This is a genomic window from Shimia gijangensis (genome assembly GCF_900142085.1).
Taxonomy (GTDB): Bacteria; Pseudomonadota; Alphaproteobacteria; order Rhodobacterales; family Rhodobacteraceae; genus Shimia; species Shimia gijangensis.
Window position 1 is genome coordinate 18,774 of record NZ_FQZQ01000016.1, and the last position, 22,120, is coordinate 40,893.

At 55.2% G+C, this 22,120-nt stretch carries 19 protein-coding genes; 6 read left to right on the forward strand and 13 right to left on the reverse strand.

The window, feature by feature from the left end; genetic code table 11:
* Positions 1-28: 28 nt before the first annotated feature.
* The 8 genes from BUC32_RS13880 to BUC32_RS13915 all read right to left on the reverse strand — a co-directional run bounded on the left by BUC32_RS13880 (position 29) and on the right by BUC32_RS13915 (position 10,111).
* On the reverse strand, positions 29-1,102 hold the full coding sequence (locus tag BUC32_RS13880) for a PLP-dependent cysteine synthase family protein (RefSeq protein WP_073253976.1): 1,074 nt from the start codon (positions 1,100-1,102) through the stop codon (positions 29-31).
* 206 nt (positions 1,103-1,308) lie between these two features.
* Entirely contained in the window at positions 1,309-2,529 is a 1,221-nt protein-coding gene (locus BUC32_RS13885; protein WP_073254170.1) for a phenylacetate--CoA ligase family protein, read from the reverse strand.
* A 133-nt stretch (positions 2,530-2,662) separates the two neighbouring features.
* Positions 2,663-3,487: an ABC transporter ATP-binding protein gene (locus tag BUC32_RS13890; RefSeq protein WP_073253979.1), complete on the reverse strand. Its 825-nt coding sequence runs from the start codon at positions 3,485-3,487 to the stop codon at positions 2,663-2,665.
* A gap of 71 nt (positions 3,488-3,558) precedes the next feature.
* On the reverse strand, positions 3,559-4,839 hold the full coding sequence (locus BUC32_RS13895; protein WP_073253982.1) for an ABC transporter substrate-binding protein: 1,281 nt from the start codon (positions 4,837-4,839) through the stop codon (positions 3,559-3,561).
* Positions 4,840-4,919: 80 nt separating this feature from the next.
* Positions 4,920-5,996, reverse strand: a complete 1,077-nt coding sequence (locus tag BUC32_RS13900; protein ID WP_073253985.1) for a branched-chain amino acid ABC transporter permease — start codon at positions 5,994-5,996, stop codon at positions 4,920-4,922.
* 76 nt (positions 5,997-6,072) lie between these two features.
* Entirely contained in the window at positions 6,073-7,101 is a 1,029-nt protein-coding gene (locus BUC32_RS13905; protein WP_073253987.1) for a branched-chain amino acid ABC transporter permease, read from the reverse strand.
* A 41-nt stretch (positions 7,102-7,142) separates the two neighbouring features.
* Complete coding sequence (locus BUC32_RS13910) at positions 7,143-7,958, reverse strand: ABC transporter ATP-binding protein (protein ID WP_073253990.1); 816 nt, start codon at positions 7,956-7,958, stop codon at positions 7,143-7,145.
* Positions 7,955-10,111 (reverse strand): AMP-binding protein, encoded by a 2,157-nt coding sequence (locus tag BUC32_RS13915; RefSeq protein WP_073254173.1) that lies wholly within the window; start codon positions 10,109-10,111, stop codon positions 7,955-7,957. Before BUC32_RS13915 ends, BUC32_RS13910 begins: the two co-directional genes overlap by 4 nt.
* Before the next feature lie 196 nt (positions 10,112-10,307).
* On the opposite strand from BUC32_RS13915, the gene BUC32_RS13920 reads away from it, so the two are divergent.
* The 4 genes from BUC32_RS13920 to BUC32_RS13935 all read left to right on the forward strand — a co-directional run bounded on the left by BUC32_RS13920 (position 10,308) and on the right by BUC32_RS13935 (position 13,818).
* Positions 10,308-12,215 carry a hybrid sensor histidine kinase/response regulator gene (locus BUC32_RS13920; protein WP_073253993.1) on the forward strand — a complete coding sequence of 636 codons (1,908 nt, stop codon included), beginning with the start codon at positions 10,308-10,310 and terminating at the stop codon, positions 12,213-12,215.
* 4 nt (positions 12,216-12,219) lie between these two features.
* Positions 12,220-12,924, forward strand: a complete 705-nt coding sequence (locus BUC32_RS13925) for a response regulator transcription factor (protein ID WP_073253995.1) — start codon at positions 12,220-12,222, stop codon at positions 12,922-12,924.
* Between the two features lie 94 nt (positions 12,925-13,018).
* Positions 13,019-13,417 (forward strand): MAPEG family protein, encoded by a 399-nt coding sequence (locus BUC32_RS13930; RefSeq protein ID WP_073253997.1) that lies wholly within the window; start codon positions 13,019-13,021, stop codon positions 13,415-13,417.
* 152 nt (positions 13,418-13,569) lie between these two features.
* Positions 13,570-13,818: a WGR domain-containing protein gene (locus BUC32_RS13935; protein ID WP_073253999.1), complete on the forward strand. Its 249-nt coding sequence runs from the start codon at positions 13,570-13,572 to the stop codon at positions 13,816-13,818.
* 3 nt (positions 13,819-13,821) lie between these two features.
* On the opposite strand, the gene BUC32_RS13940 is transcribed toward BUC32_RS13935, so the two are convergent.
* The gene (locus BUC32_RS13940; RefSeq protein WP_073254002.1) at positions 13,822-15,018 is read right to left on the reverse strand and encodes a hydantoinase/carbamoylase family amidase; all 1,197 of its coding nucleotides are present in this window, start codon (positions 15,016-15,018) and stop codon (positions 13,822-13,824) included.
* 85 nt (positions 15,019-15,103) lie between these two features.
* Positions 15,104-17,881 carry a formate dehydrogenase subunit alpha gene (fdhF, locus tag BUC32_RS13945; protein ID WP_073254004.1) on the reverse strand — a complete coding sequence of 926 codons (2,778 nt, stop codon included), beginning with the start codon at positions 17,879-17,881 and terminating at the stop codon, positions 15,104-15,106.
* Positions 17,882-18,075: 194 nt separating this feature from the next.
* Here fdhF and BUC32_RS13950 point away from each other — a divergent pair, with 194 nt between their 5' ends.
* Positions 18,076-18,729 (forward strand): histidine phosphatase family protein, encoded by a 654-nt coding sequence (locus BUC32_RS13950; protein WP_073254007.1) that lies wholly within the window; start codon positions 18,076-18,078, stop codon positions 18,727-18,729.
* Positions 18,730-18,749: 20 nt separating this feature from the next.
* Here the strand turns inward: BUC32_RS13950 and BUC32_RS13955 are convergent, their stop codons facing one another.
* On the reverse strand, positions 18,750-18,926 hold the full coding sequence (locus BUC32_RS13955; RefSeq protein ID WP_073254176.1) for a zinc-finger domain-containing protein: 177 nt from the start codon (positions 18,924-18,926) through the stop codon (positions 18,750-18,752).
* A 97-nt stretch (positions 18,927-19,023) separates the two neighbouring features.
* Between BUC32_RS13955 and BUC32_RS13960 the strand changes: the two genes are divergently transcribed.
* The gene (locus BUC32_RS13960) at positions 19,024-19,956 is read left to right on the forward strand and encodes an ABC transporter ATP-binding protein (RefSeq protein ID WP_073254010.1); all 933 of its coding nucleotides are present in this window, start codon (positions 19,024-19,026) and stop codon (positions 19,954-19,956) included.
* Here BUC32_RS13960 and BUC32_RS13965 read toward each other — a convergent pair.
* Positions 19,953-20,420 (reverse strand): DUF1203 domain-containing protein, encoded by a 468-nt coding sequence (locus BUC32_RS13965; RefSeq protein WP_073254013.1) that lies wholly within the window; start codon positions 20,418-20,420, stop codon positions 19,953-19,955. The genes BUC32_RS13960 and BUC32_RS13965 overlap by 4 nt on opposite strands.
* A 70-nt stretch (positions 20,421-20,490) precedes the next feature.
* A complete protein-coding gene (locus BUC32_RS13970) occupies positions 20,491-22,068 on the reverse strand; it encodes a DUF5928 domain-containing protein (protein ID WP_073254016.1) in 1,578 nt (525 codons plus the stop codon).
* Between the last annotated feature and the right edge of the window lie 52 nt (positions 22,069-22,120).

A 22,120-nucleotide genomic window follows, 5' to 3' on the forward strand; every position in this document is an offset into this window, starting at 1 on the left:
TCGTTTCCAAGAAATTTCTGACCCTTGTTCAAGAAGGTATCTGAGCACACGGTGTCGAGTGGGAAATCTCCATTTCCTCATCACTCATGCCTTCGGGGATGCCTTCGAACAATGGGGTCGAAAGATATCGTTCGCCAGTGTCCGGCAGCATGACCAGAATATTGGACCCGTCCGGCGCGTCTTTGGCAACTTCCATGGCGGCTGCAAACGTCGCGCCCGCCGAAATACCGGTGAAAATTCCCTCTTCCGAGGCCAGACGGCGCGACCAAGTGATTCCATCTGGGCCGGGAACCTTAATCAGCGCGTCATTAAACCCTTTGTCCAAGGCTTCTTGCAGAACATGCGGAATGAAATCCGGGGTCCAGCCCTGTACGGGATGGGGTTCAAACGCCGGGTGACTTTCCGTGGCCTGATGGGCCTCGTTTCGGGTGTTGGTATAGCCGGAAGAGACAATCGCTGCATTTGCAGGCTCGGCCAGAATGATTTTAGTGTCCGGGCTTTCGGCGCGCAAAACACGCCCCACGCCCGACACCGTGCCGCCAGTGCCATAGCCGGTGACCCAATAGTCCAGTTTCTCGCCCTCAAAATCGCCAAGGATTTCGCGTGCGGTGGTGTGTTCATGCATGTCCGCATTGTCAGCAGTTTCAAATTGACTGGCGAGGAACCAACCGTTCTTTTCAGCCAGTTCGATGGCCTTGTTATACATGCCGAATCCTTTGAGACCTTTGGGTGTCAGCACCACTTTGGCCCCGAAAAACCGCATCAGGCGGCGGCGTTCGACCGAAAAGGCCTCGGACATGGTGATCACCAACGGATAGCCTTTGGCGGCGCAGACCATGGCCAGACCAATGCCGGTGTTGCCAGATGTTGCTTCAACCACGGTTTGACCGGGTTTCAGACGGCCATCACGTTCGGCAGCTTCGATGATGTTGAGCGCCAGGCGATCTTTGACGGACCCGGCGGGGTTGGCGGCTTCGAATTTGACGAAGACGTTCACATTTTCCGGCGCGATTCGGTTGATGCGGATTGTCGGCGTGTCACCCACCGTATCCAGAATGGAGTCATAGCGCTGGCCGCGCCCGTTGGTTTGTCTGATACCCATGGTTTGATCCTTTGTAATGCCGATAAATCAACTCGGAGCGCTGATTCTCGTCGTTCCCGCCAAGAGAGCAAAATTTCCCGGAAAACAAAAGCAAACAGACCCAAGCAAGGAAAAACTTCCGGGCTTGAGCAATCAGTTAGAACAATAACGCAAAAAAACCCGCCCTGCCGGAACAGAACGGGTTGGATAATTGCGAGCGCGCAAACCTAGTCGTAACTGCGTTGATCGTCGATTACGATGCCATCTTTGGGCAGGCTACCTGGGGCTACAATCTCAATCTTGCCACGCAGCTTCAGCGTCTCAGATATCGACCTGGCATAGGCTTCGGTGTCGCCGTCCGTGGCTTCGATCTGAACCGTCATCGCATCCATTTCACCGTCTCGGTCCACGATGACGCGTGCCTTGGCGATCTCGGCGTGTTTGGCCACCAGATCGGCCACTTGTTCGGGGCGCACAAACATGCCTTTGATCTTGGCGGTCTGATCGGCGCGACCCATCCAGCCTTTGATGCGCATATTGGTGCGCCCGCAGGGTGACGTGCCTTCCATCATGGCCGACAGATCGCCGGTGGCAAAGCGGATCAGCGGATAGTCGGGGTTGAGCGTGGTCACGACAACTTCACCAACTTCGCCCGGCGCAACAGGATTGCCGGTGCCGGGAGTGACGATTTCAACCAACACACCCTCGTCGATGATCATGCCTTCCATGGCAGAGCTTTCGTAGGCGATGATGCCAAGGTCTGCGGTGCCATAGCCCTGCAAACACTGCACGCCACGGTCCGCGTACTCCTGACGCAGAGAGGGGAACAAAGCACCGCCGCCGACATGGGCTTTGGTGATGTTCAGCTTGAGGCCCATCTCATCGGCCTTGTCGAGAATGATTTTGAGGTAATCCGGCGTACCAGCATAGGCGGTGACACCGATGTCGTGGGCCGCGCGGGCCTGAAGTTCGGTCTGACCCGTTCCCGCAGGCAGCACTTTGGCACCAACGGCACGCGCGCCGCTTTCGAACATCATGCCGGCGGGTGTCAGGTGATAAGAGAAACAGTTTTGAACGATGTCATCCGCGCCAATGCCAGCGGCAAACATCGCGCGACCCGAGCGCCACCAGTCACCCGCCTGTCCGCCGGGTTCATAGATCGGGCCCGGCGACTGGAACACATGAACAATGCCGGGGCGGGTGAGATCGGCAAACCCCCCAAAAGGGGCGTTCGCGCCTTGGGCCTTGCTGAGTTCAGATTTGCGCAGAACCGGTAAGGTCGCCAGATCAGCCAGCGTTTTGATGGCTGCCGGGTCAACGTCGCCCAAAGCCTCTGCATAGCCTGCAAGAGCCTTGGCGCGCGCAATTTGCCGGGGCAGAGAAACGGCGAGGTCGGCGTCGCGCTGCTCTGCCGAGCGGGTCTCCAGATCATCGTAAAACTGGCTCATCGGGCCATCCTCTTTATCTGTTTTCACATGCCGTCAGGCAAAGGAGTCCTGTGGACAGGGCGACAACGTCCTGTCCGATATTTGCGAAGGACTGTTTGGGTATCCGGCTGTCCTACCTGCCGGAAATCTCAGTCTAGCTGAGCCAACGTTTGCGGCGGCGGTACGAACGCACATCGCGGAAGGATTTGCGGCCTTCGTCAGACATTCCAAGGTAGAATTCCTTGACGTCCGGGTTTTCACGCAGTTCGTCTGCGGGCCCGTCCATCACAACGCGACCGGATTCAAGGATGTAGCCATAGTTGGCAAACCTAAGCGCCACGTTGGTATTCTGTTCCGCCAAAAGAAAGGTCACGCCTTCTTGTTCGTTGAGGTTTTTCACGATTGTAAAAATCTCTTCAACAAGCTGTGGGGCAAGACCCATTGACGGCTCATCCAGCAGGATCATTTCAGGTTTGCTCATCAGTCCACGGCCCATGGCCACCATCTGTTGTTCGCCACCCGAGGTATAACCCGCCTGACTTTTGCGGCGTTCCTTGAGACGCGGGAAATAGGCGTAGACCTTTTCCAGATCGGCCTGAATATTGGCTTTGCCATCGGTGCGCGTATAGGCCCCGGTCAGCAGATTTTCTTCGACAGTCAGGTGTTCAAAACAATGTCGTCCTTCCATGACCTGGATGACGCCATTCTTAACCAGATCCGCCGGATCAAGGTCCTGAATGTTATTTCCGCGATACTCGATCGAGCCCTTTGTCACGTCGCCGCGTTCTGAGCGCAGCAAGTTCGAAATGGCCTTGAGCGTCGTGGTTTTGCCAGCACCGTTCCCACCCAAGAGTGCGGTAATACCGCCTTTGGGGACCGACAGGCTAACGCCTTTCAGCACGAGGATCACGTGATTGTAGATCACCTCGATATTGTTGACCTCAAGAAGGGCCTCGTCTGTGTGACCAGCGTCGAGCATATGCCTAGTCTTTCCTAACGGTTGGAGTTTCCCCGGCCGAAGCCATGTCCGGCCGGGAAGAGAACTACGTCTTAGTTACAGTTAGACGCGATGTTGTTTTCCGAAGCATAGGCACCGGAATCTTCCGCGATCAGAGCACCGATCACGTCGATGTCTGTTGCCTTAAAGTCAGAAATCAACGACCAGGTTTTGCTGGATGCATCCCACTGGGTCACACCAACAAGGCCAGGACCACCGTGGTTTTCGCATGAAACAGAGAACGACGGACCGAAGTTCGGCATGCCGAGGGCGGCCATTTTCTCTTCGGTGATTTCCAACGCTTCCATGCCATCACGCATCATGGACGCAGTGATGTCCTTAGTGCCGTGGATTTCCTGAGCGGTTTTCGCGGCTTCGGCTGCAAGCATCGCGGCGTATAGGCCACGGTTGTACAGAACGTTACCAACCTGATCGCCAGCGCCAGCAGCTTTACCAGCATCTACGACATACTTTTGGATGTCAGCAAACACGGGGAAGTCACGACCCACATTGTGGAAGGTCAGAGCCTTGTAGCCATTGGCTTTGTCGCCCGCTGGCAGAACGTCATGTTCCGCGCCAGACCACCAGATGCCGATGAAGTTTTCCATTGGGAAGCGGATGTTGGCAGCTTCCTGAATGGCAACCTGGTTCATCACGCCCCAGCCCCACATCATGACATAGTCAGGCTTTTCACGACGGATTTGCAGCCACTGTGATTTCTGCTCCTGACCGGGGTGGTCAACGGGCAGAAGGCTCAGCTCAAAACCATGCTTTTTCTGCAGCTCTTCCAAGGTGCGGATAGGCTCTTTGCCGTAAGCAGAGTTGTGATAGACCAGAGCAATTTTCTTACCGCTGATGTCGCCACCGTTGGTTTCCAGCAGGTAGTTTACCCCACCAGAAGCACCGTTCCAGTACGAGCCTGGATAATTGAATGTGTGGCTGAATACGTCACCGTTGGCTGCAGACGTACGTCCGTAACCCATAGTGTGCATCGGGATGTCATCCGCAGTGGTTTTTGGGATCAACTGATAGGTGATACCTGTCGACAGTGGTTGATATACCAGAGCGCCTTCGCCTTTGGTTGACTCGTAGCATTCCACACCTTTTTCGGTGTTATAGCCGGTTTCACATTCCGGAACGCTGACCTTAACGCCACCAATACCACCGTCACGCTCGTTCAGCAGGGTGAAGTAGTCAGTGTAGCCATCCGCGAAAGGAATACCGCCAGCGGCATATGGGCCCGTGCGATAGGACAGCGACGGGAACACAAGGTCCGCCATCACTGGGCTCGCGGCCATCAGGCCAGCAATTGCTGTTACAAAAATCTTCTTCATCGGGTATTTCCTCCCATGGTTATTTCCGATGTGGTTCGGGTTTATTAAGTCCCCGAAATTAGGTTGGATATGGCCCCGCCTTAGTGCGGGAAGGGCCACAGCCGTAGTTTCTGTTTGGTCACGCGCCACAATTGCGCAAGGCCGTGTGGTTCGAGAATTAGGAACAGGATGATCAATCCACCGACAATCACAAGCTGCAAGTGTGCAACCATGTCAGTTGGCCAGCCCAGCATGTCCACGCCGACCACTTTCAGCACAACAGGCAGCAGCACAAGAAAGGCCGCACCCGCGAAAGAGCCAAAGATGGAACCCAAGCCGCCGATGATGATCATGAACAGCACGAGGAACGACTTGGTGATGCCAAAGGCCTCGCCCACTTCGACCGCGCCCAAATAGACTGCAAAGAACAGTGCGCCTGAGATGCCAACAAAGAAGCCAGAGACCGCAAAGGCGCTGATTTTGGCCTTGAGCGGGTTCACCCCGATGATTTCGGCGGCGATATCCATGTCGCGGATCGCCATCCATTTACGACCTGTCATACCGCGCGTCAGGTTGCGGGCAATCCAGGCGCTGGCCACCACAAACACCAGACAGAACAGGTAGGTTGCCCAGGCTTCGGTGTTCGCACCAGTCACTTCGATGCCAAACACGGTGCGTTCTGGCGCGTTGATCTGACCCGAGGCCGAGTAGTTGTAGAACCACGGTACCCGGTTGAACAACCAAACCAGAAAGAACTGCGCTGCCAGCGTCGCCACAGCGAGGTAGAAGCCTTTGATGCGCAGGGACGGAAGACCGAACACAACGCAGACCAGACCCGTGATGCCGCCCGCAATGATCACATGAAAGAAGATGTTGATGTCAGGGAAAGTCGTCATCAGCTTGTAACAGGCATAAGCCCCCACAGCCATGAAACCCCCGGTTCCCAGCGACACCTGCCCGCAATACCCGACCAGAATGTTCAGGCCGATCGCGGCGATCGAGTAGATCAGGAACGGCAGAAAGATTGCATTGACCCAATAATCATTGAGCATGAATGGTACGACCAGAAAGGCCACCAAAAGCACCAGATAGTATCCAACCCGGTCAATCTTGATCGGAAAGGTTTGGTTGTCTTTGGAGTAGGACGTTTTGAAATCGCCTGCTTCACGATAGAACATGTGTCTTAACTCCCTTGCACGCGCGCATCGTCACGTGCGGCCGAACAGATTTGATTGGTTTTCAGCATGGTCATCTCTACACCCTCTCGATGATCTTTTCGCCAAACAGCCCTTGCGGACGGAAGACGAGGAAGACGAGGGCGAGAACGTAAGCAAACCAGTTTTCGGTTGCGCCGCCGAGGTTGATGATACCGCCGAAACATTGGCCGGTGCCGAAACAGTATTCGAACATCTTTTCACCCACACCGATGATCAGGCCACCAACAATGGCGCCGGGGATCGATGTAAAGCCTCCGAGCATCAGAACCGGCAACGCCTTGAGCGCGATCAGCGACAGAGAGAACTGTACGCCCGATTTAGCGCCCCACATGATGCCTGCGACCAAGGCCACAAAACCTGCGACCGACCACACCAAAATCCAGATGAAGTTCAACGAAATCCCAACCGACAGGGCGGCCTGGTGATCGTCAGCCACGGCACGCATGGCGCGGCCTTGTTTGGTGTACTGGCTGAACGCCACAAGCGCGATCACGAGCATGACTGCGACAATCGCCGCGGAAATGTCCAGATTATCGATAAAAAAGCCCGTTCCAAACGCGTTGTACGCCGCTTCGTCGATCGCCATGTTCATACCCTGAGGCAGACAGGTCCCTTCGGCCACGCAGAACTTCAGTGTCTTGATTTCCGAGTTCCACATCAGGTCAGAAAACCCTTCGAGGAAGTAGGCAAGACCAATGGTGGCCATGAACAGAATAATGGGTTCCTGTCCGACAAGGTGACGGAACACAAACCGTTGAATTGCCACAGCCAAAAGGATCATCACACCAACCGTAAAGATCAGCGCCAGAACCGAGTGGATATGCCAGCCAAAGTGGTGGATGTGCGTGCCAAGAACAGCGTTAATGAGGTGCGCGAAAGGCACCTGACCGTTCTGGATACCTACAAGGGTCATCGCGGCAAACAGCGCCATCACACCCTGGGCAAAGTTGAAGATACCAGAGGCCTTGTAGATCAGCACAAAGCCCAATGCGACGAGAGCATAAAGAACACCCGACATGAGGCCGTTGGCAAAGACTTCCAATGCGTAGACGATTTGTTCAGACATTGCTCAGCCCTCCAGTTTTTGATTTTATTTCAATATGTTGATTAGTCATGTGCCACCCCCAGATAGGCGTCGATCACCGCCTGGTTCGAACGCACTTCGTCTGGAGTGCCATCACCGATCTTTTTGCCGTAATCCATCACGACAACACGATCAGAAAGGTCCATCACAACGCCCATGTCGTGTTCAATCAGGGCGATGGTGGTGCCAAATTCGTCATTCATGTCGAGGATAAAGCGGGACATGTCCTCTTTTTCTTCGACGTTCATGCCAGCCATCGGCTCGTCCAGCAGCAGGATTGACGGCTCGGCGGCCAAAGCACGGGCCAGCTCAACCCGCTTTTTCAAACCATATGGCAAGCGACCCACGGGGGTTTTGCGGATGGCTTGGATTTCCAAGAAGTCGATGATCTTTTCCACGGCTTCGCGGTTTGCAATCTCTTCTTTCTCGGCTTTGCCTTTCCAGATCGCCTGAGACAACAGCCCGGCGTTCATCTGGCGAATGCGTCCGGTCATGACGTTATCAAGAACGGTCATGCCTTCGAACAACGCGATGTTCTGAAAGGTCCGGGCGATGCCCTGTTCGGCCACCTGATAGGGTTTCATTGGCGGGCGCTTTTTACCCTTGTACCAAACTTCGCCCTCTTGCGGGACATAAAAGCCCGAGATCACGTTCAGCATCGACGATTTTCCAGCGCCGTTCGGGCCAATGATGGCACGAATTTCGCCTTCGCGGATGTCGAACGAAATGTCGGTGATTGCCTTCACACCGCCAAAACGCAATGTGATGTTTTTCATTTCCATCACGGTCGGGCCGATCGTGCGGCCGTCTTCGGTGACGTAGCTTTCCTGCGTGCTCATTCTGCGGCTACCTTTGCGGCGGTTGAGACTACAGCGGCGTCGCGCAGTTCCAGCGTAGCGCTGATGCTGCCCTTGCGGCCGTCTTCATAGGTGACTTCGGTTTCGGTTGAGACCTCGGGCGAGCCGTCATAAAGCGCCTCGACCAGATCCTTGAACTTGTCCGCAACCACGACACGGCGCACTTTGCGGGTCCGGGTCATTTCGCCGTCATCCGCGTCCAATTCTTTGTGCAGAACCAAGAAGCGGTGGATTTGACAGCCTGACAACATCGGATCAGCGGCGACGGATTTGTTCACCGTTTCCACGTGTTCCTGAATGGTGTCCAGAACGCGCGGGTGTCCGGCCAGTTCCTGATAGGACGCGTAGGCGATGTTGTTACGCTCGGCCCAGTTGCCGACCGCCGTCAGGTCAATGTTGATAAAGGCAACACAGCGGTCTTTGCCGTTGCCGAACAAAACAACCTCAAGAATATCGGGGTAGAACTTGAGTTTGTTTTCAACATATTTCGGCGCGAACATGCTGCCGTCGGCCATTTTGCCAACGTCCTTGGCACGGTCGATGATGCGCAGATGGCCAGAGCCTTCCTCAAAGAAACCAGCGTCGCCTGTGGCAACCCAGCCTTCGGGGTCTTTGGTATCGGCAGTCGATTCCGGGTTCTTGTAATACTCAACAAAAGTACCCGGCGAGCGATAGAAAATCTCGCCGTTGTCGGCGATTTTGATCTCTACATCTGGCGAAGGCACGCCCACAGTGTCGGCCCGCACTTCGCCGTCTGGCTGCGCGGTGATGAACACGGTGGCTTCGGTTTGACCATAAAGCTGTTTCAGGTTGATCCCAAGCGAGCGATAGAATTCAAAAATTTCCGGCCCGATGGCTTCACCCGCCGTATAGCCCACACGCACGCGGCCAAAGCCAAGCGTATCTTTCAGCGGGCCATACACCAGAACCGCGCCAGTGCGATATTTGAAGTAGTCCCGCAGGCTGCCGCGATAGAGGTTCAAACCAAGAGGATCGCGGGCCTTGAAGTGTTTGCGGGCATCTTTGCCGTGGCGCATTTTGGTAAAGAACATGCGGATGCCGTTCTCAACAATCGCCTCAACCGCAAAACCAATGCCCATGCCATAGCGCCATGCATTTTTGATCCGGCGCTTGAGATCCGGTGTGGCCAAGCTGCGCTTGGGCATGCCGTATTTCTCGCCAGTAGTTTTGGCGAAATCCATAAAGTGATGGAACAGCGCGTATTTCAGATCACCGCTGTCTTCCATGCGGATCATCACATTGGTCAACTGGGTTTCAAAGATACGTGGGGGCGCAAAGTAGTAAGTCGGCCCGATCTCGCGCAGGTCGGTCATCATCGTGTCCGGGCTTTCGGGGCAGTTCACGCAGAACCCACACCAGTACGCCTGACCCAGCGAGAAGATAAAGTCGCCAACCCATGCCATCGGCAGGTAGGACAGGATTTCCTCATCCGCACCAAGCCCGTCAAATTCAGACGAGTTCTTGGCCGATTCAATCACATTGCGGTTGGACAGAACCACGCCTTTGGGGCGACCAGTGGTGCCCGAGGTATAAAGCATCACGCAGGTGCTGTCATAATTCAGCTTTTCACGGCGCGCCTTGAGTTCATTGATAAACTCGTCATGGGCAGCACGGCCCTGATTTTGCACGTGGCTATATTCGTGCAGCGCGCTGTGGTCGTATTTGCGAAGCCCACGTGGATCAATGTAGATCATGTGTTCGAACTGATGCAGGTGTTCCTGAATCTCGATCACCTTGTCGACCTGCTCCTGATCTTCGACGATCGCATAGCGCGCGCCGCAGTGGCTCAGGATGTACTCCATCTCGTCCGCGGCACTGTCGTTGTAGACCGGCACGGGAATGGCACCCACAGATTGGGCAGCAGCCATTGCGAAATAGAAATAGGGGCGATTGCGACCGATAATGGCGATAAAGTCGCCTTCGTTCACACCCAGGTTGATCAAACCAAGCGCGAGAGCTTCAACCTCTTTTTCGGTCTCTGCCCAAGTCCAGTTTTGCCAGATGCCAAACTCTTTTTCGCGATACGCGGCCTTTTCGGCAAAAAGAGTAGCGTTACGCTGCAAAAGCGCCGGAATGGACGCGAGTCCCCCGGTCGCCTGTGACGACTGTGCCAAATTGTATTCCTCCGTTAAGCCCGCCTTCACGGGCCAAAACCGCCGAAACGATTCCCTCACCTTCAAAGGTGTTGGTTTCAGACTGTGCGTCAACTTTTTCCTGAACATTTCCCAATCCTTACGAATTGTAACAGTCATCAAATGCCCCTTTTCGCAGGGCCAGAGCGGTGCTAGCCATGAGGGGAGAGGACCGCAAATGGAGCCCAATTCCAGCACCGCACAAGCTATGACCACGGCCGGTTTGAACCTTATTCAACAGGCCCTGTCGATCTACGACAACGATCTGCGGCTGGTTGTGGCCAACTCGCGATTTAGTGAAATGTTCGATCTTCCCGCGCACCTGATGGCGCCCGGCGCATCGTTTGAAGAAACAATTCGCTATATTACTCAGCGCGGCGAATACGGCGAAGTTGGCGATGTCGAAGCCTTTGTGAAGGACCGAGTCGACCGCGCGCTGGCCTTCGAGCCACACTATGTAGAACGCCAGCGGGACAACGGGCGCTGGATTAGCGTTGAAGGCTCACCGCTGCCAGACGGGGGTTGGGTCGCGGTCTATACCGACATTACACGCACCAAACGCCAGGAAGATTTGTTGCGCGGGCGGTCCGAAGAGCTTTCGGATCAATTGCTGCAATACGCCGAGGAATTGTCCGCCACCAACCGCAAATTGGAATCCACGGTCATGGCGTTGGAGGAAACCAAACGGCAGCTGATCCAGTCCGAAGCACGTATGCGGCTGACCGCCGAAATGATGCCGGCGCATATTGCGCACGTCGGCCCGGATCGTCTGTACACCTATTCAAACCGACGCTTATCGTCGGTGATGCCCGGACGGCCCTCAAACATCATTGGCCAGCATATCCGGGACGCATTGGGAGATTCGTCCTATGTGGCGATTGAACCCCATTTAGAGACTGCTTTTGGTGGCAAACCGTCTGTGTTTGAGTTCACCGATCTTGGCAGCACGCGCCGCATTCGCGTGGCGTTTACCCCGGACAGCGAAGAGGGCGCTCGGCGCGGCGTTTACATCCTTTCGATGGATATCACCGAGGAAACCCAAACCCGGGTGGCATTGCAACACACCCGACGGCGCGAGATTGCAGCCCAGATGACCAGTGGGTTGGCGCATGATTTTTCCAACCTACTGACCATCATTCTGGGCATGCAAAGTAAGCTGCGCAAAATGCCATTGGATAAGGGCGCCGGTGAACTGGTTGACGCAACTCTGGGCGCCGCGCGGCGCGGAGGTACATTGCTGAACCGTATCGCAGACATGACCGGTCACCGTGCACCAGAAATGCAGGCCACAGCTATGGGACCGTTTTTGTCAGATCTGCAAACCCTCGCCAATCCAACCCTGACCGAAGACATGGCGTTGATCATCGAAAGCACCTTGCCCGAAGACCCATTGCTGGTCGATCCGGGCATGTTGCAGGATTCACTGGTGAACCTGATCTTGAATGCCCGCGATGCCTGTTCCGGTAAGGGTACAATCATAATCGAAGCAAAACAGGTCAAGGACACCTGGTTGCAGTTCAAAGTCTGCGACACTGGCACTGGGTTTTCCCAAAAGGCGCTTAAGCACGCGCTGGATCCGTTTTTCACCACCAAAGGGGGCGATGGGTCCGGCCTGGGGCTGGCGATGGTTTATGACATGACCAAGCTGGCCGGGGGCGAAGTGCGCATCGAAAACACGGATATTGGCGGCTGTGTCACGTTGCGCCTGCCATTGCGCCGCGCCGCCATCGACACGGCGCCGGGGCTGGTATTGCTGGTCGAAGACAACGCCGATCTTCGGGATGTGTTTCGCGACATGCTGATCGACATGGGGCATTCCGTGATCGAAGCCGCCAGCGTGGACGAGGCCCGGACTCTGCTGAAGGAAGTTCCGGGAATATCATTGCTGTTGTCGGACATTTCACTGGAAGGCAGCAGCACGGGCGTTGATCTGATCCGTTCGCTACCCAGCGACGCAGTGCCATCCTTTCTGATGACATCCTTGCCGCAATCCGACCCACTTTATATCCAAGGCGCAGCCCGGGCCCCGGTGCTGTCCAAACCATTCAGCGCAGAACAACTCAGCGCTTTTCTAAACCCGAGGTGACACTATGACTGCACCGCTTGTAACCATTCTGGACGACGAACCTGAAATCCGCTCGATGCTGGCAGATGCCTTAGAAGACGCCGGATTTCGCACCATGGGATTTGGCCGTGCCACTGAATTCGAAGCCGCGTTAAAATCTACCACGCCCGATGTTTGCCTTGTTGACCTTGGGTTGCCAGACAAAGACGGGCTGACGCTGGTGCATCGATTGGCGCTGGAACAGGGCGCGTCAGTGATCATCATCTCGGGTCGCGCGCAAGTGCAGGACAGGATAACCGGTCTTGAACTGGGGGCGGATGACTACATCATCAAGCCGTTTGACCCCACCGAGGTGGTCGCCCGTGTGCGCGCCCGTTTGCGCAAAGATCGGCCCGTGGCCCAAAGTGCCGGCAATACAGCTAAATTTAATGGCTGGACCGCGTATTTTGATCGCTACGTTCTGGAAGACGACGGCGGTGACGAAACCACCTTTAGCCACGCCGAAGGCGAGGTTCTGCGCCTGTTTCTGGAAAGCCCCAAACGCCTGATCAGCCGAGCGCATATGCAGGAGACCCTGGGAGGAGCCGCCGGAGAAAGCTTTGATCGAGCGATGGATGTGCGCATCTCGCGTCTTCGCACGAAACTGCGCGAAGACCCCAAAAACCCCCGCCTTATCAAAACGATATACGGGGCAGGCTATATCTTTCTGGGGGATGTGAGCTGGGCATAAAGCCTACCACATTTAGCGCTACAGCAACCAGAAATACAAAATATAGATTTAGTACCCATATTATGGTATTCTGCCCGAAACGGGAGGATATTGTATGAGCAGTCTTGAGCAGTACACAGCCCTGAGCGCCTTGTGGATCGCCATCGCCTGGGTGCCTTATATTCTGGACAGGATTAAAGTGCGCGGCCTGATGGATGCGCTTGCAAACTATGATCCAAACGCGATCCCACAATCGGCTTGGGCACAACGCGCGATGCGCGCCCACAACGTAGCTGTTCAAGCCTTTGTTGCCTTCGGGCCACTGGCCGCCATTGCCATGATCAAGATGCCTGACGACCCCTATCCCGGCACGTTGGCCATGGGGTTCTTCTTTGGGATCGTCGCTCACTACATCATCTATGCGATTGGCATTCCTGTTCTTCGGACACTGGCTTTTGCGCTGGCGTCCTTTTCGACCATTGGGTTGGCGTTGCGCGTTCTTGGCGTGATCTGACGGCCTCCCAGACGGGTTCACTCCCGCTGCCCCTGCAGACCAGAAATGGCTGTGGGGGCCTTTTTCGGCAAATCGATGCTTTCATCCGATGTTTCGAAATTCAAAAACCAGTCTCTGTTGCACCACGATTCGAGGTGCAATAGGGTCACGTTATGGCTGTCTGCATTCTTTACCGTCGCAAACGTGAAAGGCGCCCGCGCTATTACCGCGTGGAGATCGCCTATAATCTTTTCAACGAGATTTCTGTGATGCGCGAATGGGGCATCACGGGCGGCAAGGGCCGGGCCATGGTCAACATCTATGGCAATTTGCGGGATGCGTCGGATGCGGCAGATATCTTTCGAAACCGGGCCATGAAACGCGGCTATGCCCGCAATGATCGCGCGGTCATCCCAGCCTGATCGCTAGTTAGACAATCGCGCCACGGCGCCTGCCAGAACCTCAAGCCCTGTGACCAGATCAGCTTCATCCGTGTCTTCCGCAAAAGCATGACTGATACCATTGATAGATGGCACAAACAGCATCGCAACCGGCATATGCACCGCCACATTGGTGGCATCATGCAACGCGCCTGAGGGCATCTCGCGCCATTTACCGGGCGTGGCGACATTGGCGCTGTCACACAAGGCACTGCGCAAACGCATGTCCATCGCCACTGGCTCCAGCCCCAGTAACGGGCCATACTCCAACCCCATTCCGCGTCCCTCAGCAACCGAACTGGCCGCATCGCGAATGATGTTCTCCATCTGCGCCAGACGCTTTGAATCGCCATCGCGCCACTGCATCGAAAATGTCACTTTGCCCGGCACAATCGACGATGCATTTGGATGCAAGGACACATGTCCAATGGTCCAGACTGTGGACGGCGTCACAACATCGGCAAAACCCGCATTGATCCGACTCGCAAAGTCATTCAGAGCCTGAAACGCATCTTTGCGCAGATGCATCGGCGTGGTGCCCGCGTGGTTTTGCTCACCTGTGAAAGTGACCCGCATGTCGCGAATACCCACAATATCCGTGACCACCCCGATCGCATCACCCGATTTCTCGAGCCAGGGCCCCTGCTCGATATGCATCTCAATGAAGCCGGTGAATTGCTTGGGATCGACAAAATCCCCTGCCAGATATGCCATTTTGGCCCGCGCCTCGGCAAAGGTTACCCATGTCTTGTCCGTCAGCATGTCCGCTTCAGCCAACGACATCTTACCGGACCAAACCGTGCTGCCGGTGGTGACTCCAAAGCGGCCTTCTTCATCCTGGAATGACACAACAGACACCGCAGGCCCACCGTTTTCCCGCGCAGACCGCGCCACCTCAAGGGCTGCCATGGCGCCCAGCGCACCATCCAACCAACCGCCCTCCGGCTGGCTGTCGGTATGTGAGCCCAACAACAACGAGGGCCCTTCGGCCAGCCCCCAGACCGACCCGACCGGATCGACATGTGCCTGCAACCCGGCCTGTTCAATCTTTGCGATCAGCCATTCACGCGCGGCAATGTCTTCATCCGAATAGGCCGGGCGCACAACGCCCTTGCCCACACCCGAAGCGCCAAATGTACGCAACTCATGCAAGCTGTTGAGAAAACGATCAGAATTTACCATAGCGCGACTCCCGGCTTCATCTTGCCGGAAATACTCCCGCCGGAGGCATCCATCCTCAAGCCCAAAAGCGACCCGTGCGACGAATTTACTCCGCCGCGACTGATCCTTCGACCTTCTCAACCTTCACAGCCGAGAATTTAAACTCGGGAATTTTCCCGTAAGGGTCAATTGCAGGGTTGGTCAGAACGTTGGCTGCCGCCTCAACATAAGCAAAGGGCACGAACACCATATCTTCGGCAATCGCGCGATCCGCGCGCGCCATGATCTCAATTGAGCCACGGCGTGTTGTCAGGCGGATCATCTCACCGGGCTCAACACCCATCAATTTGAGCGTACGCGGGTTCAGAGAACAGTTGGCCTCAGGCTCAACCGCATCCAGAACCAGCGACCGACGCGTCATGGACCCTGTGTGCCAATGCTCCAGCTGACGACCGGTGGTCATGATCATCGGGTACTCTGCATCCGGCGCTTCATCGGGCGGGATCACGCTGGCCGGTGTGAACCGGGCGCGACCATCCGTGCGGGGGAATCCATCGCCAAACACAATCGCCTGACCGGGGTCAGTGGGTGTCAGGGACGGATAGGTGATGCTTTCGGTTTTCAGACGATCCCATGTAATGTTGTCCAGCGACTTCATGGTCTTTTTCATCTCGTCAAAGACCTGAGACACATCCGTGTAGCCCCAGTTCAGACCAACACGCTCGGCCAGTTCGGTGGTGATTTTCCAATCCTCGCGGGCGTCTCCCGGAGGCGTCACCGCAGGGCGCACACGTTGCACTTGACGGTTGGTATTCGACACGGTGCCGTTCTTTTCATAAAGCGTCGACGCCGGAAGAATAACGTCCGCATAGTTGGCGGTTTCGGTGAGGAAGATGTCCTGCACAACCAGCAATTCCAACTTGGCAAAAGCATCACGGGCGTGTTCGACGTCCGGGTCGGACATGGCCGGGTTTTCGCCCTGAATATACATGCCTTTGATGTTGCCCGCATAGACTTGATCGACAATCTCGGTGACGGTCAGACCCTTTTCGGCACTGAAATCATCCGAGTCCCAAACGTCGGTAAACTTCTCGCGGATCGCATCGTCGGTCACGGATTGGTAATCCGGCAGGAACATCGGAATGAGGCCCGCATCAGACGCGCCTTGCACGTTGTTTTGACCGCGCAACGGGTGCAGACCCGCACCGGGCTTGCCGACATTGCCGGTCATCAACGCCAATGAAATCAGGCAGCGTGAATTGTCCGTGCCGTGGATGTGCTGGCTGACGCCCATGCCCCAGAAAATCAGGCCCGCTTTGGCATTTGCAAAGGTGCGCGCCACGCGACGCAGCTGATCCGGGCTGACGCCGCAAATCTCGCTCATCGCTTCGGGCGAAAACTGCGCCAGGTGTTGTTTTTCGGCTTCCCAGTTTTCCGTGAACTGATCGATATAAGCTTGATCGTAAAGGCCTTCTTCGACGATCACATGCATAATCGCGTTCAGCATCGACACGTCCGCACCGGGGCGGAACTGAACCATTTCATCGGCAAAACGGCGCAGGCCGACGCCGCGCGGATCCATCACAATCATCTTGCCGCCGCGTTTGGCGAATTGTTTGAAATAGGTCGCGGCAACCGGGTGATTTTCAATCGGGTTACAGCCGATGACGATCGCCACATCCGCATTTTCAATTTCGTTGAAGGTGGCGGTGACGGCACCGGAACCAACATTTTCAATCAGCGCAGACACGGATGAGGCATGACACAGCCGCGTACAGTGGTCGACGTTGTTGTGTTTGAAACCCTGACGGATGAATTTCTGGAACAGATAGGCTTCTTCGTTGGTGCATTTGGCCGAGCCAAAGCCCGCAACCGAACGGCCGCCGTGATCTTCACGAAGCCCGACCAGACCTTTGGCGGCGACATCCATCGCCTCTTCCCACGTCGCCTCACGGAAGTGAGTCGACAGATCGCCGGGATCAACGTTCAGGCCCTTGGCGGGCGCATCTTTGCGGCGGATCAGGGGTTTGGTCAGGCGGTGTGGGTGGTGGATATAATCAAAGCCAAAACGACCTTTGACGCAAAGTCGATTTTCGTTGGCCGGGCCGTTCAGACCTTCAACATATTTGACCTTACCGTCTTTGACTTTCAGCGAAACTTTGCAGCCCACACCACAGAACGGGCAGACGGTTTCAGTCTCAGAATCAAAATCACCGCGGTCACCGACCTGATTGTCATCGACAATCGCGGCGGGCATCAAAGCGCCGGTTGGGCAGGCCTGTACGCATTCGCCACACGCCACACATGTCGAGGCACCCATTGGATCCATAATGTCAAAGGTCGGATAGGCGTCGTGCCCGCGACCGGCCATGCCAATCACATCGTTGACCTGGACTTCGCGGCAGGCACGCACGCAAAGACCGCAGGAAATACAGGCGTCCAGATTGACCGACATCGCCACATGCGAGTCGTCCAACAACGGAATGCGGCCTTCTTCGACTTTCGGAAAACGGCTCTCGGTGACACCGCTTAGGTCGGCCATGTCCCACAGATGCGAAGATTTGTCGTGGGCTTCTTCGCGGGCGGGCTGATCAGCGACCAGCATTTCCACAACCATCTTGCGAGCATTCTGGGCGCGGGCCGAGTTTGTTGTGACAACCATACCTTCGGCAGGTTCACGAATACAGGACGCCGCCAGCGTACGTTCGCCTTCGATTTCGACCATACAGGCACGACAATTGCCATCAGGGCGATATCCCGGTGCAGGCTTGTGGCACAAATGTGGAATCACCAAACCTCGGCCGTTGGAAACTTCCCAGATGGATTCTCCGGCTTGAGCGGTGACGGTTTCGCCGTCCAGCGTAAACGTGATGGTCTCGGACATAGATGTCTCCCTATTCCGGCGCACTCTAACCTGCCCTGCATAATTTACGAGTCGCCCATTCCGACAGAGCATCGCCGATTTGCGCCAAGCAGGGGCCGAATTCGACCCAACGTTTCCGGTGAATTACGGGCGATTACCCCTTTTCCGAGCGCGCATGCTGGCTTAGGCAGAGCGCAATTGTTTACGAGGGTCTCATGCCGCACATTACACTGGTTCGCCACGGTCAAGCCAATACCGAAGCCCGCGACGAAGAAAGCTATGACAAGCTGTCTGAACTTGGCCATCAACAGGCCCGATGGCTGGGCGCGCATATGCAGGCAACCGGTGATCGGTTTCAGCGCGTCTATAGCGGCACAATGGTGCGACATATCGAAACCGCCGACGGGATCGGCGTGGATTTGGAACCGTTGCGAGATGACCGTCTGAACGAAATTGCCTATTTTGATCTTTCACGTCTGATGGAAGAGCAACATGGGTTGCTTATTCCGACCGAGCGGGAAGGCTTTGTTGAGCATCTGCCTAAGGTTTTGGGCACCTGGCAAGAAGGCCGGATCGAAGGGGCGCCAGAAAGTTTTGAACAGTTCCACAGCCGCGTGCAGGATATCATGACCGAGATCGCAGCGGGCGACGGTCGGGCGTTGGTGGTGACGTCCGGTGGGCTGATCGGGATGGTGCTGCGCCAGACACTTAACTTGGATGTGTCAGGTTGGGCGCAGATGTGTCTGGCGATCATGAACACATCGGTGCACCGCTGGCATATGGTATTGGACCGTCCGTTGCTGACGCAATTCAACGGAGTGCCGCATCTGGAAACACCAGACCGGCACTATGCGCAAACGCATCTCTAATTGTTGGGTTTACGGAACAATCAAGCCGCTTTGTCAGCGTGATCCTTGTGCACGAACTTGCAATCGCAATAAGGGCATTCAACCCAACCGTGCTCGTTCGGCATTTGTAGCCAAACGCGGGGATGCCCGCCTTCGCCGCCGTCACAAGCCACTTTGTAGCTGTCCACAATCTTGGTTTCTGGCGCGTCGGTTGTCATCTGCCGGATCCTTATCAGTTTCGTACCGGTTGTCGTTTTGGGCCGGTTTCGATATGCGCAAATATGAGCGATCCAACGCCCGGGGGCAAGAGCAGCCATGACGCAGAACGCAATTGAAATTACAGCCTTGCAGAAAACCTATCGTGGTGGGCGTGGTGAGCCGGAAAAACACGCCCTGAACGGCGTTGATCTGTCCATTCCGGCAGGTTCAATTTTTGGCCTTCTCGGCCCGAACGGAGCCGGCAAATCAACGCTGATCAACATCCTTGCCGGATTGGTTATCAAGACATCAGGCAATGTGAAAATCTGGGGGTTTGACCAAGACCAGAACCCACGTCAGTCACGCGCCGCGATTGGGGTGATGCCGCAAGAGCTGAACCTCGATCCATTTTTCTCACCGCGAGGTGCTTTGGAAGTTCAGGCAGGTCTTTACGGTGTGCCCAGGGCCCAGCGCCGCAGTGATGAAATTCTTGAGATGGTTGGCCTTGCAGACAAGGCTGACGCTTATGCCCGCACCCTTTCTGGCGGTATGCGTCGACGGTTGTTGCTGGGCAAGGCGCTGGTGCATCAGCCCCAAGTTCTGGTGTTGGACGAACCCACAGCAGGCGTGGATATTGAGCTGCGCCAGATGTTGTGGAGCAACATTCGCAAGCTTAATCAGGACCGCGGCATGACCGTTATTCTGACCACGCACTATCTGGAAGAAGCCGAAGAGATGTGCGACGAGATTGCCATCATTAATCAGGGTAACCTGATCGCCCGGGATAGTACGTCGAATCTTTTGGGGCAGATGGATGCCAAAACGCTGGTGATTGATCCGGTTTCTATGCCTCAGACATTGCCTTCAGCTGACGGAATCACGGTTGAGCAACGCGCCAATGGCACCCTCGCATTTACGTATCAATCAACCAAAACCACCGCAGAAGAAGTTCTAAGTGTTGTGCAATCTGCGCAAATCCACATTCGCGATGTGAAAACCGAGCAAGCCGATCTTGAGGACGTTTTCCTGAAGCTGACCAGTAGCCGCTAGGGCCGATCTATTTTCAACCGATAACAATTGTTGGCGGCAGAGCGAACATGGACGTAGGCCACTTTGGGATGGTCCAAAATTCTTTCGGCGCGCAGTTCAACATCTGCGCAGGCCACGACCTCACCCGTGCCATAAACAATCCTGTCATCAGAATCATATCCACGCAGCAACAGATCGGCTGTGTTTTTCATAATCTCTGGCCGAATTGCCGGATTGTCCGGAGCAGAACAACGTGTGGCGCATAGGAAAACCGGCCCGGTTTCGGCATAAGGCTGTGTATGACCAAACGGGCGATGGGCAAACACCAGCATGTCCGCCCCTTTTGGAATGTAGCTCAAACAATGACGACATGGGTTACCACTTCCGTCCGAAGTTGACCGCTCGGGGCGGTGACCATAGGCGTCGCCCTCATCTGCTTGATACGCGCGCGCCTGTTCCGTGGGGATTGGGTGATAGTGCAGCATTGAACATCCTCTTGTGACCAAGGGTGTTGTGCACCGCAACCAACGCTAAAACGATCCGTTTCTTGCGCATTCAGTCTGCAAAAAGATGACCTGTGCTGGCAATCTTGTCTGCCGTGTCCTTATCGATCGACAAGAAATCCTGAAGAACGGCAATGTGCTGTTCTTTTGTGTCAACCTGCCGCATTCGCACGTGGTTTTCGAAATCTGCATCCCGAATGCGATCACTTTCCAGCACCATGTCCTGACGGATGGTTGGCAACAGTCGCTGAATCGTCTCGGCTGGCGTTTGCGGGCCCGCCAAGCCAATCCGCATCGCATGACCAATCAGATAGTCATCCGGAAAGGCACACTCAATTTCCAATAGTCGGGTTGCGGAACGATCCCCGAAAAAGTCGTGCAGCAGGTCCAGTGAAGACGGGTCCAGACATATCAAAAGACGATCCGTGTCATAGTAATCAAACAACATCCGGGCCAAAGCGCGACGGTGACGTGTGCGTTTGTTCAGCGTGGCCTGAATGCCGCCGAGATCAGGGAGCGGCGTGTTCTCTTCGTTGAACAGATAGGCAATCGACTGAATGTCTGTTTCGGTTCGAATTTTATCCAGAAGACGTTTGGCAACATGCCACTTTTTACAGACGATAATCATCAGTTCGCGATCACGCCCCAAGGTCGATTCCGTCTCCCAGAAGCGGCTGGCGAAACGGCGGCCTATACGTCCCCGGCCTGTCAGGAATTTGAACAGGCTTGGCCCTTCGGCAGAAATCTGAAAATTCACCCCGGTTTTCGCAAAAAGCTCACCTAAGCGATCTTTAAGCTCTTCCGCTTCCGCGCTGATTTTGCGCGCAAACAGATAATCCTGACTAAGCAGCAAGTCATAGTGGTCATTGTAAAACGTAAGCGGCATTCCGTAGTCGGTGAACATCAGGAACGTCAACGTACGGGTGCGGATTTCCTGTTCTGGAATGAAATGGCGCACAACGGTCTGAAAAAATGTCTCATCCGGAATCCAGGTTGTCCGGAAGAACCGCATGACGTCTCTGCGCTTGCGGGTAAATTCCAGCACTGTTTCGATTGTGCGGCGCCGCAGGCACCACCATTGCGAACCGATCTGCACCTGAATGTCTTCTGGGATTTTGCGAGTAAGGCCCAGTTTGCGTTGAATATTGAATGACAAATAGAACCGCCATTTGCGGGTGCGTTCATTAAAGAAATGCCGGTAGATCAGCCGCTCTTCTCTGAAACCGGTTTTGATCCAGTTGCTTTCGAAATAGTCGTAGCTCTCAATGAAATCGCAGTCATTGTTATCGAGGTAATCGTGAATAAAATCAGCGGTTTTGATCGGTTGGCAGTCTCCGGACAGCATGTAAAAATGGGTCGCTCTGGGAAACCGTTTGACCGCAGCCTCAACGGCATAAAGCGTGGCCTGCACCAAAGACCACTCGCCCCATCCACATTTGATACGTTTGCCCGCGAACACCACATTGGGATTATTAAAAAGTGCCTCGTGAATCACCTCAAAATCGGCGCGGTTGGCCCGCGCATCAAAGTGAATCGAGATATAATCACCCGCTGCAGTCAAACGTTTGGCTTGCTTGATGATCGCCTCTGGATCCTTGTGACACAGCAGAATGAAGGCGATTTTTGCCATATCGGAAACTGAAACCCTACTTTTGTATTGATTGTTTACCTAGATAGTGGTG

Excerpts from the sequence above, each read along its gene's own strand:
- BUC32_RS13880 (WP_073253976.1), bottom strand. The coding sequence starts at position 1,102 with ATGGGTATCAGACAAACCAACGGGCGCGGCCAGCGCTATGACTCCATT.
- BUC32_RS13885 (WP_073254170.1), bottom strand. The coding sequence starts at position 2,529 with ATGAGCCAGTTTTACGATGATCTGGAGACCCGCTCGGCAGAGCAGCGC.
- BUC32_RS13890 (WP_073253979.1), bottom strand. The coding sequence starts at position 3,487 with ATGCTCGACGCTGGTCACACAGACGAGGCCCTTCTTGAGGTCAACAAT.
- BUC32_RS13895 (WP_073253982.1), bottom strand. The coding sequence starts at position 4,839 with ATGAAGAAGATTTTTGTAACAGCAATTGCTGGCCTGATGGCCGCGAGC.
- BUC32_RS13900 (WP_073253985.1), bottom strand. The coding sequence starts at position 5,996 with ATGTTCTATCGTGAAGCAGGCGATTTCAAAACGTCCTACTCCAAAGAC.
- BUC32_RS13905 (WP_073253987.1), bottom strand. The coding sequence starts at position 7,101 with ATGTCTGAACAAATCGTCTACGCATTGGAAGTCTTTGCCAACGGCCTC.
- BUC32_RS13910 (WP_073253990.1), bottom strand. The coding sequence starts at position 7,958 with ATGAGCACGCAGGAAAGCTACGTCACCGAAGACGGCCGCACGATCGGC.
- BUC32_RS13920 (WP_073253993.1), top strand. The coding sequence starts at position 10,308 with ATGGAGCCCAATTCCAGCACCGCACAAGCTATGACCACGGCCGGTTTG.
- BUC32_RS13925 (WP_073253995.1), top strand. The coding sequence starts at position 12,220 with ATGACTGCACCGCTTGTAACCATTCTGGACGACGAACCTGAAATCCGC.
- BUC32_RS13930 (WP_073253997.1), top strand. The coding sequence starts at position 13,019 with ATGAGCAGTCTTGAGCAGTACACAGCCCTGAGCGCCTTGTGGATCGCC.
- BUC32_RS13935 (WP_073253999.1), top strand. The coding sequence starts at position 13,570 with ATGGCTGTCTGCATTCTTTACCGTCGCAAACGTGAAAGGCGCCCGCGC.
- BUC32_RS13940 (WP_073254002.1), bottom strand. The coding sequence starts at position 15,018 with ATGGTAAATTCTGATCGTTTTCTCAACAGCTTGCATGAGTTGCGTACA.
- fdhF (WP_073254004.1), bottom strand. The coding sequence starts at position 17,881 with ATGTCCGAGACCATCACGTTTACGCTGGACGGCGAAACCGTCACCGCT.
- BUC32_RS13950 (WP_073254007.1), top strand. The coding sequence starts at position 18,076 with ATGCCGCACATTACACTGGTTCGCCACGGTCAAGCCAATACCGAAGCC.
- BUC32_RS13955 (WP_073254176.1), bottom strand. The coding sequence starts at position 18,926 with ATGACAACCGACGCGCCAGAAACCAAGATTGTGGACAGCTACAAAGTG.
- BUC32_RS13960 (WP_073254010.1), top strand. The coding sequence starts at position 19,024 with ATGACGCAGAACGCAATTGAAATTACAGCCTTGCAGAAAACCTATCGT.
- BUC32_RS13965 (WP_073254013.1), bottom strand. The coding sequence starts at position 20,420 with ATGCTGCACTATCACCCAATCCCCACGGAACAGGCGCGCGCGTATCAA.
- BUC32_RS13970 (WP_073254016.1), bottom strand. The coding sequence starts at position 22,068 with ATGGCAAAAATCGCCTTCATTCTGCTGTGTCACAAGGATCCAGAGGCG.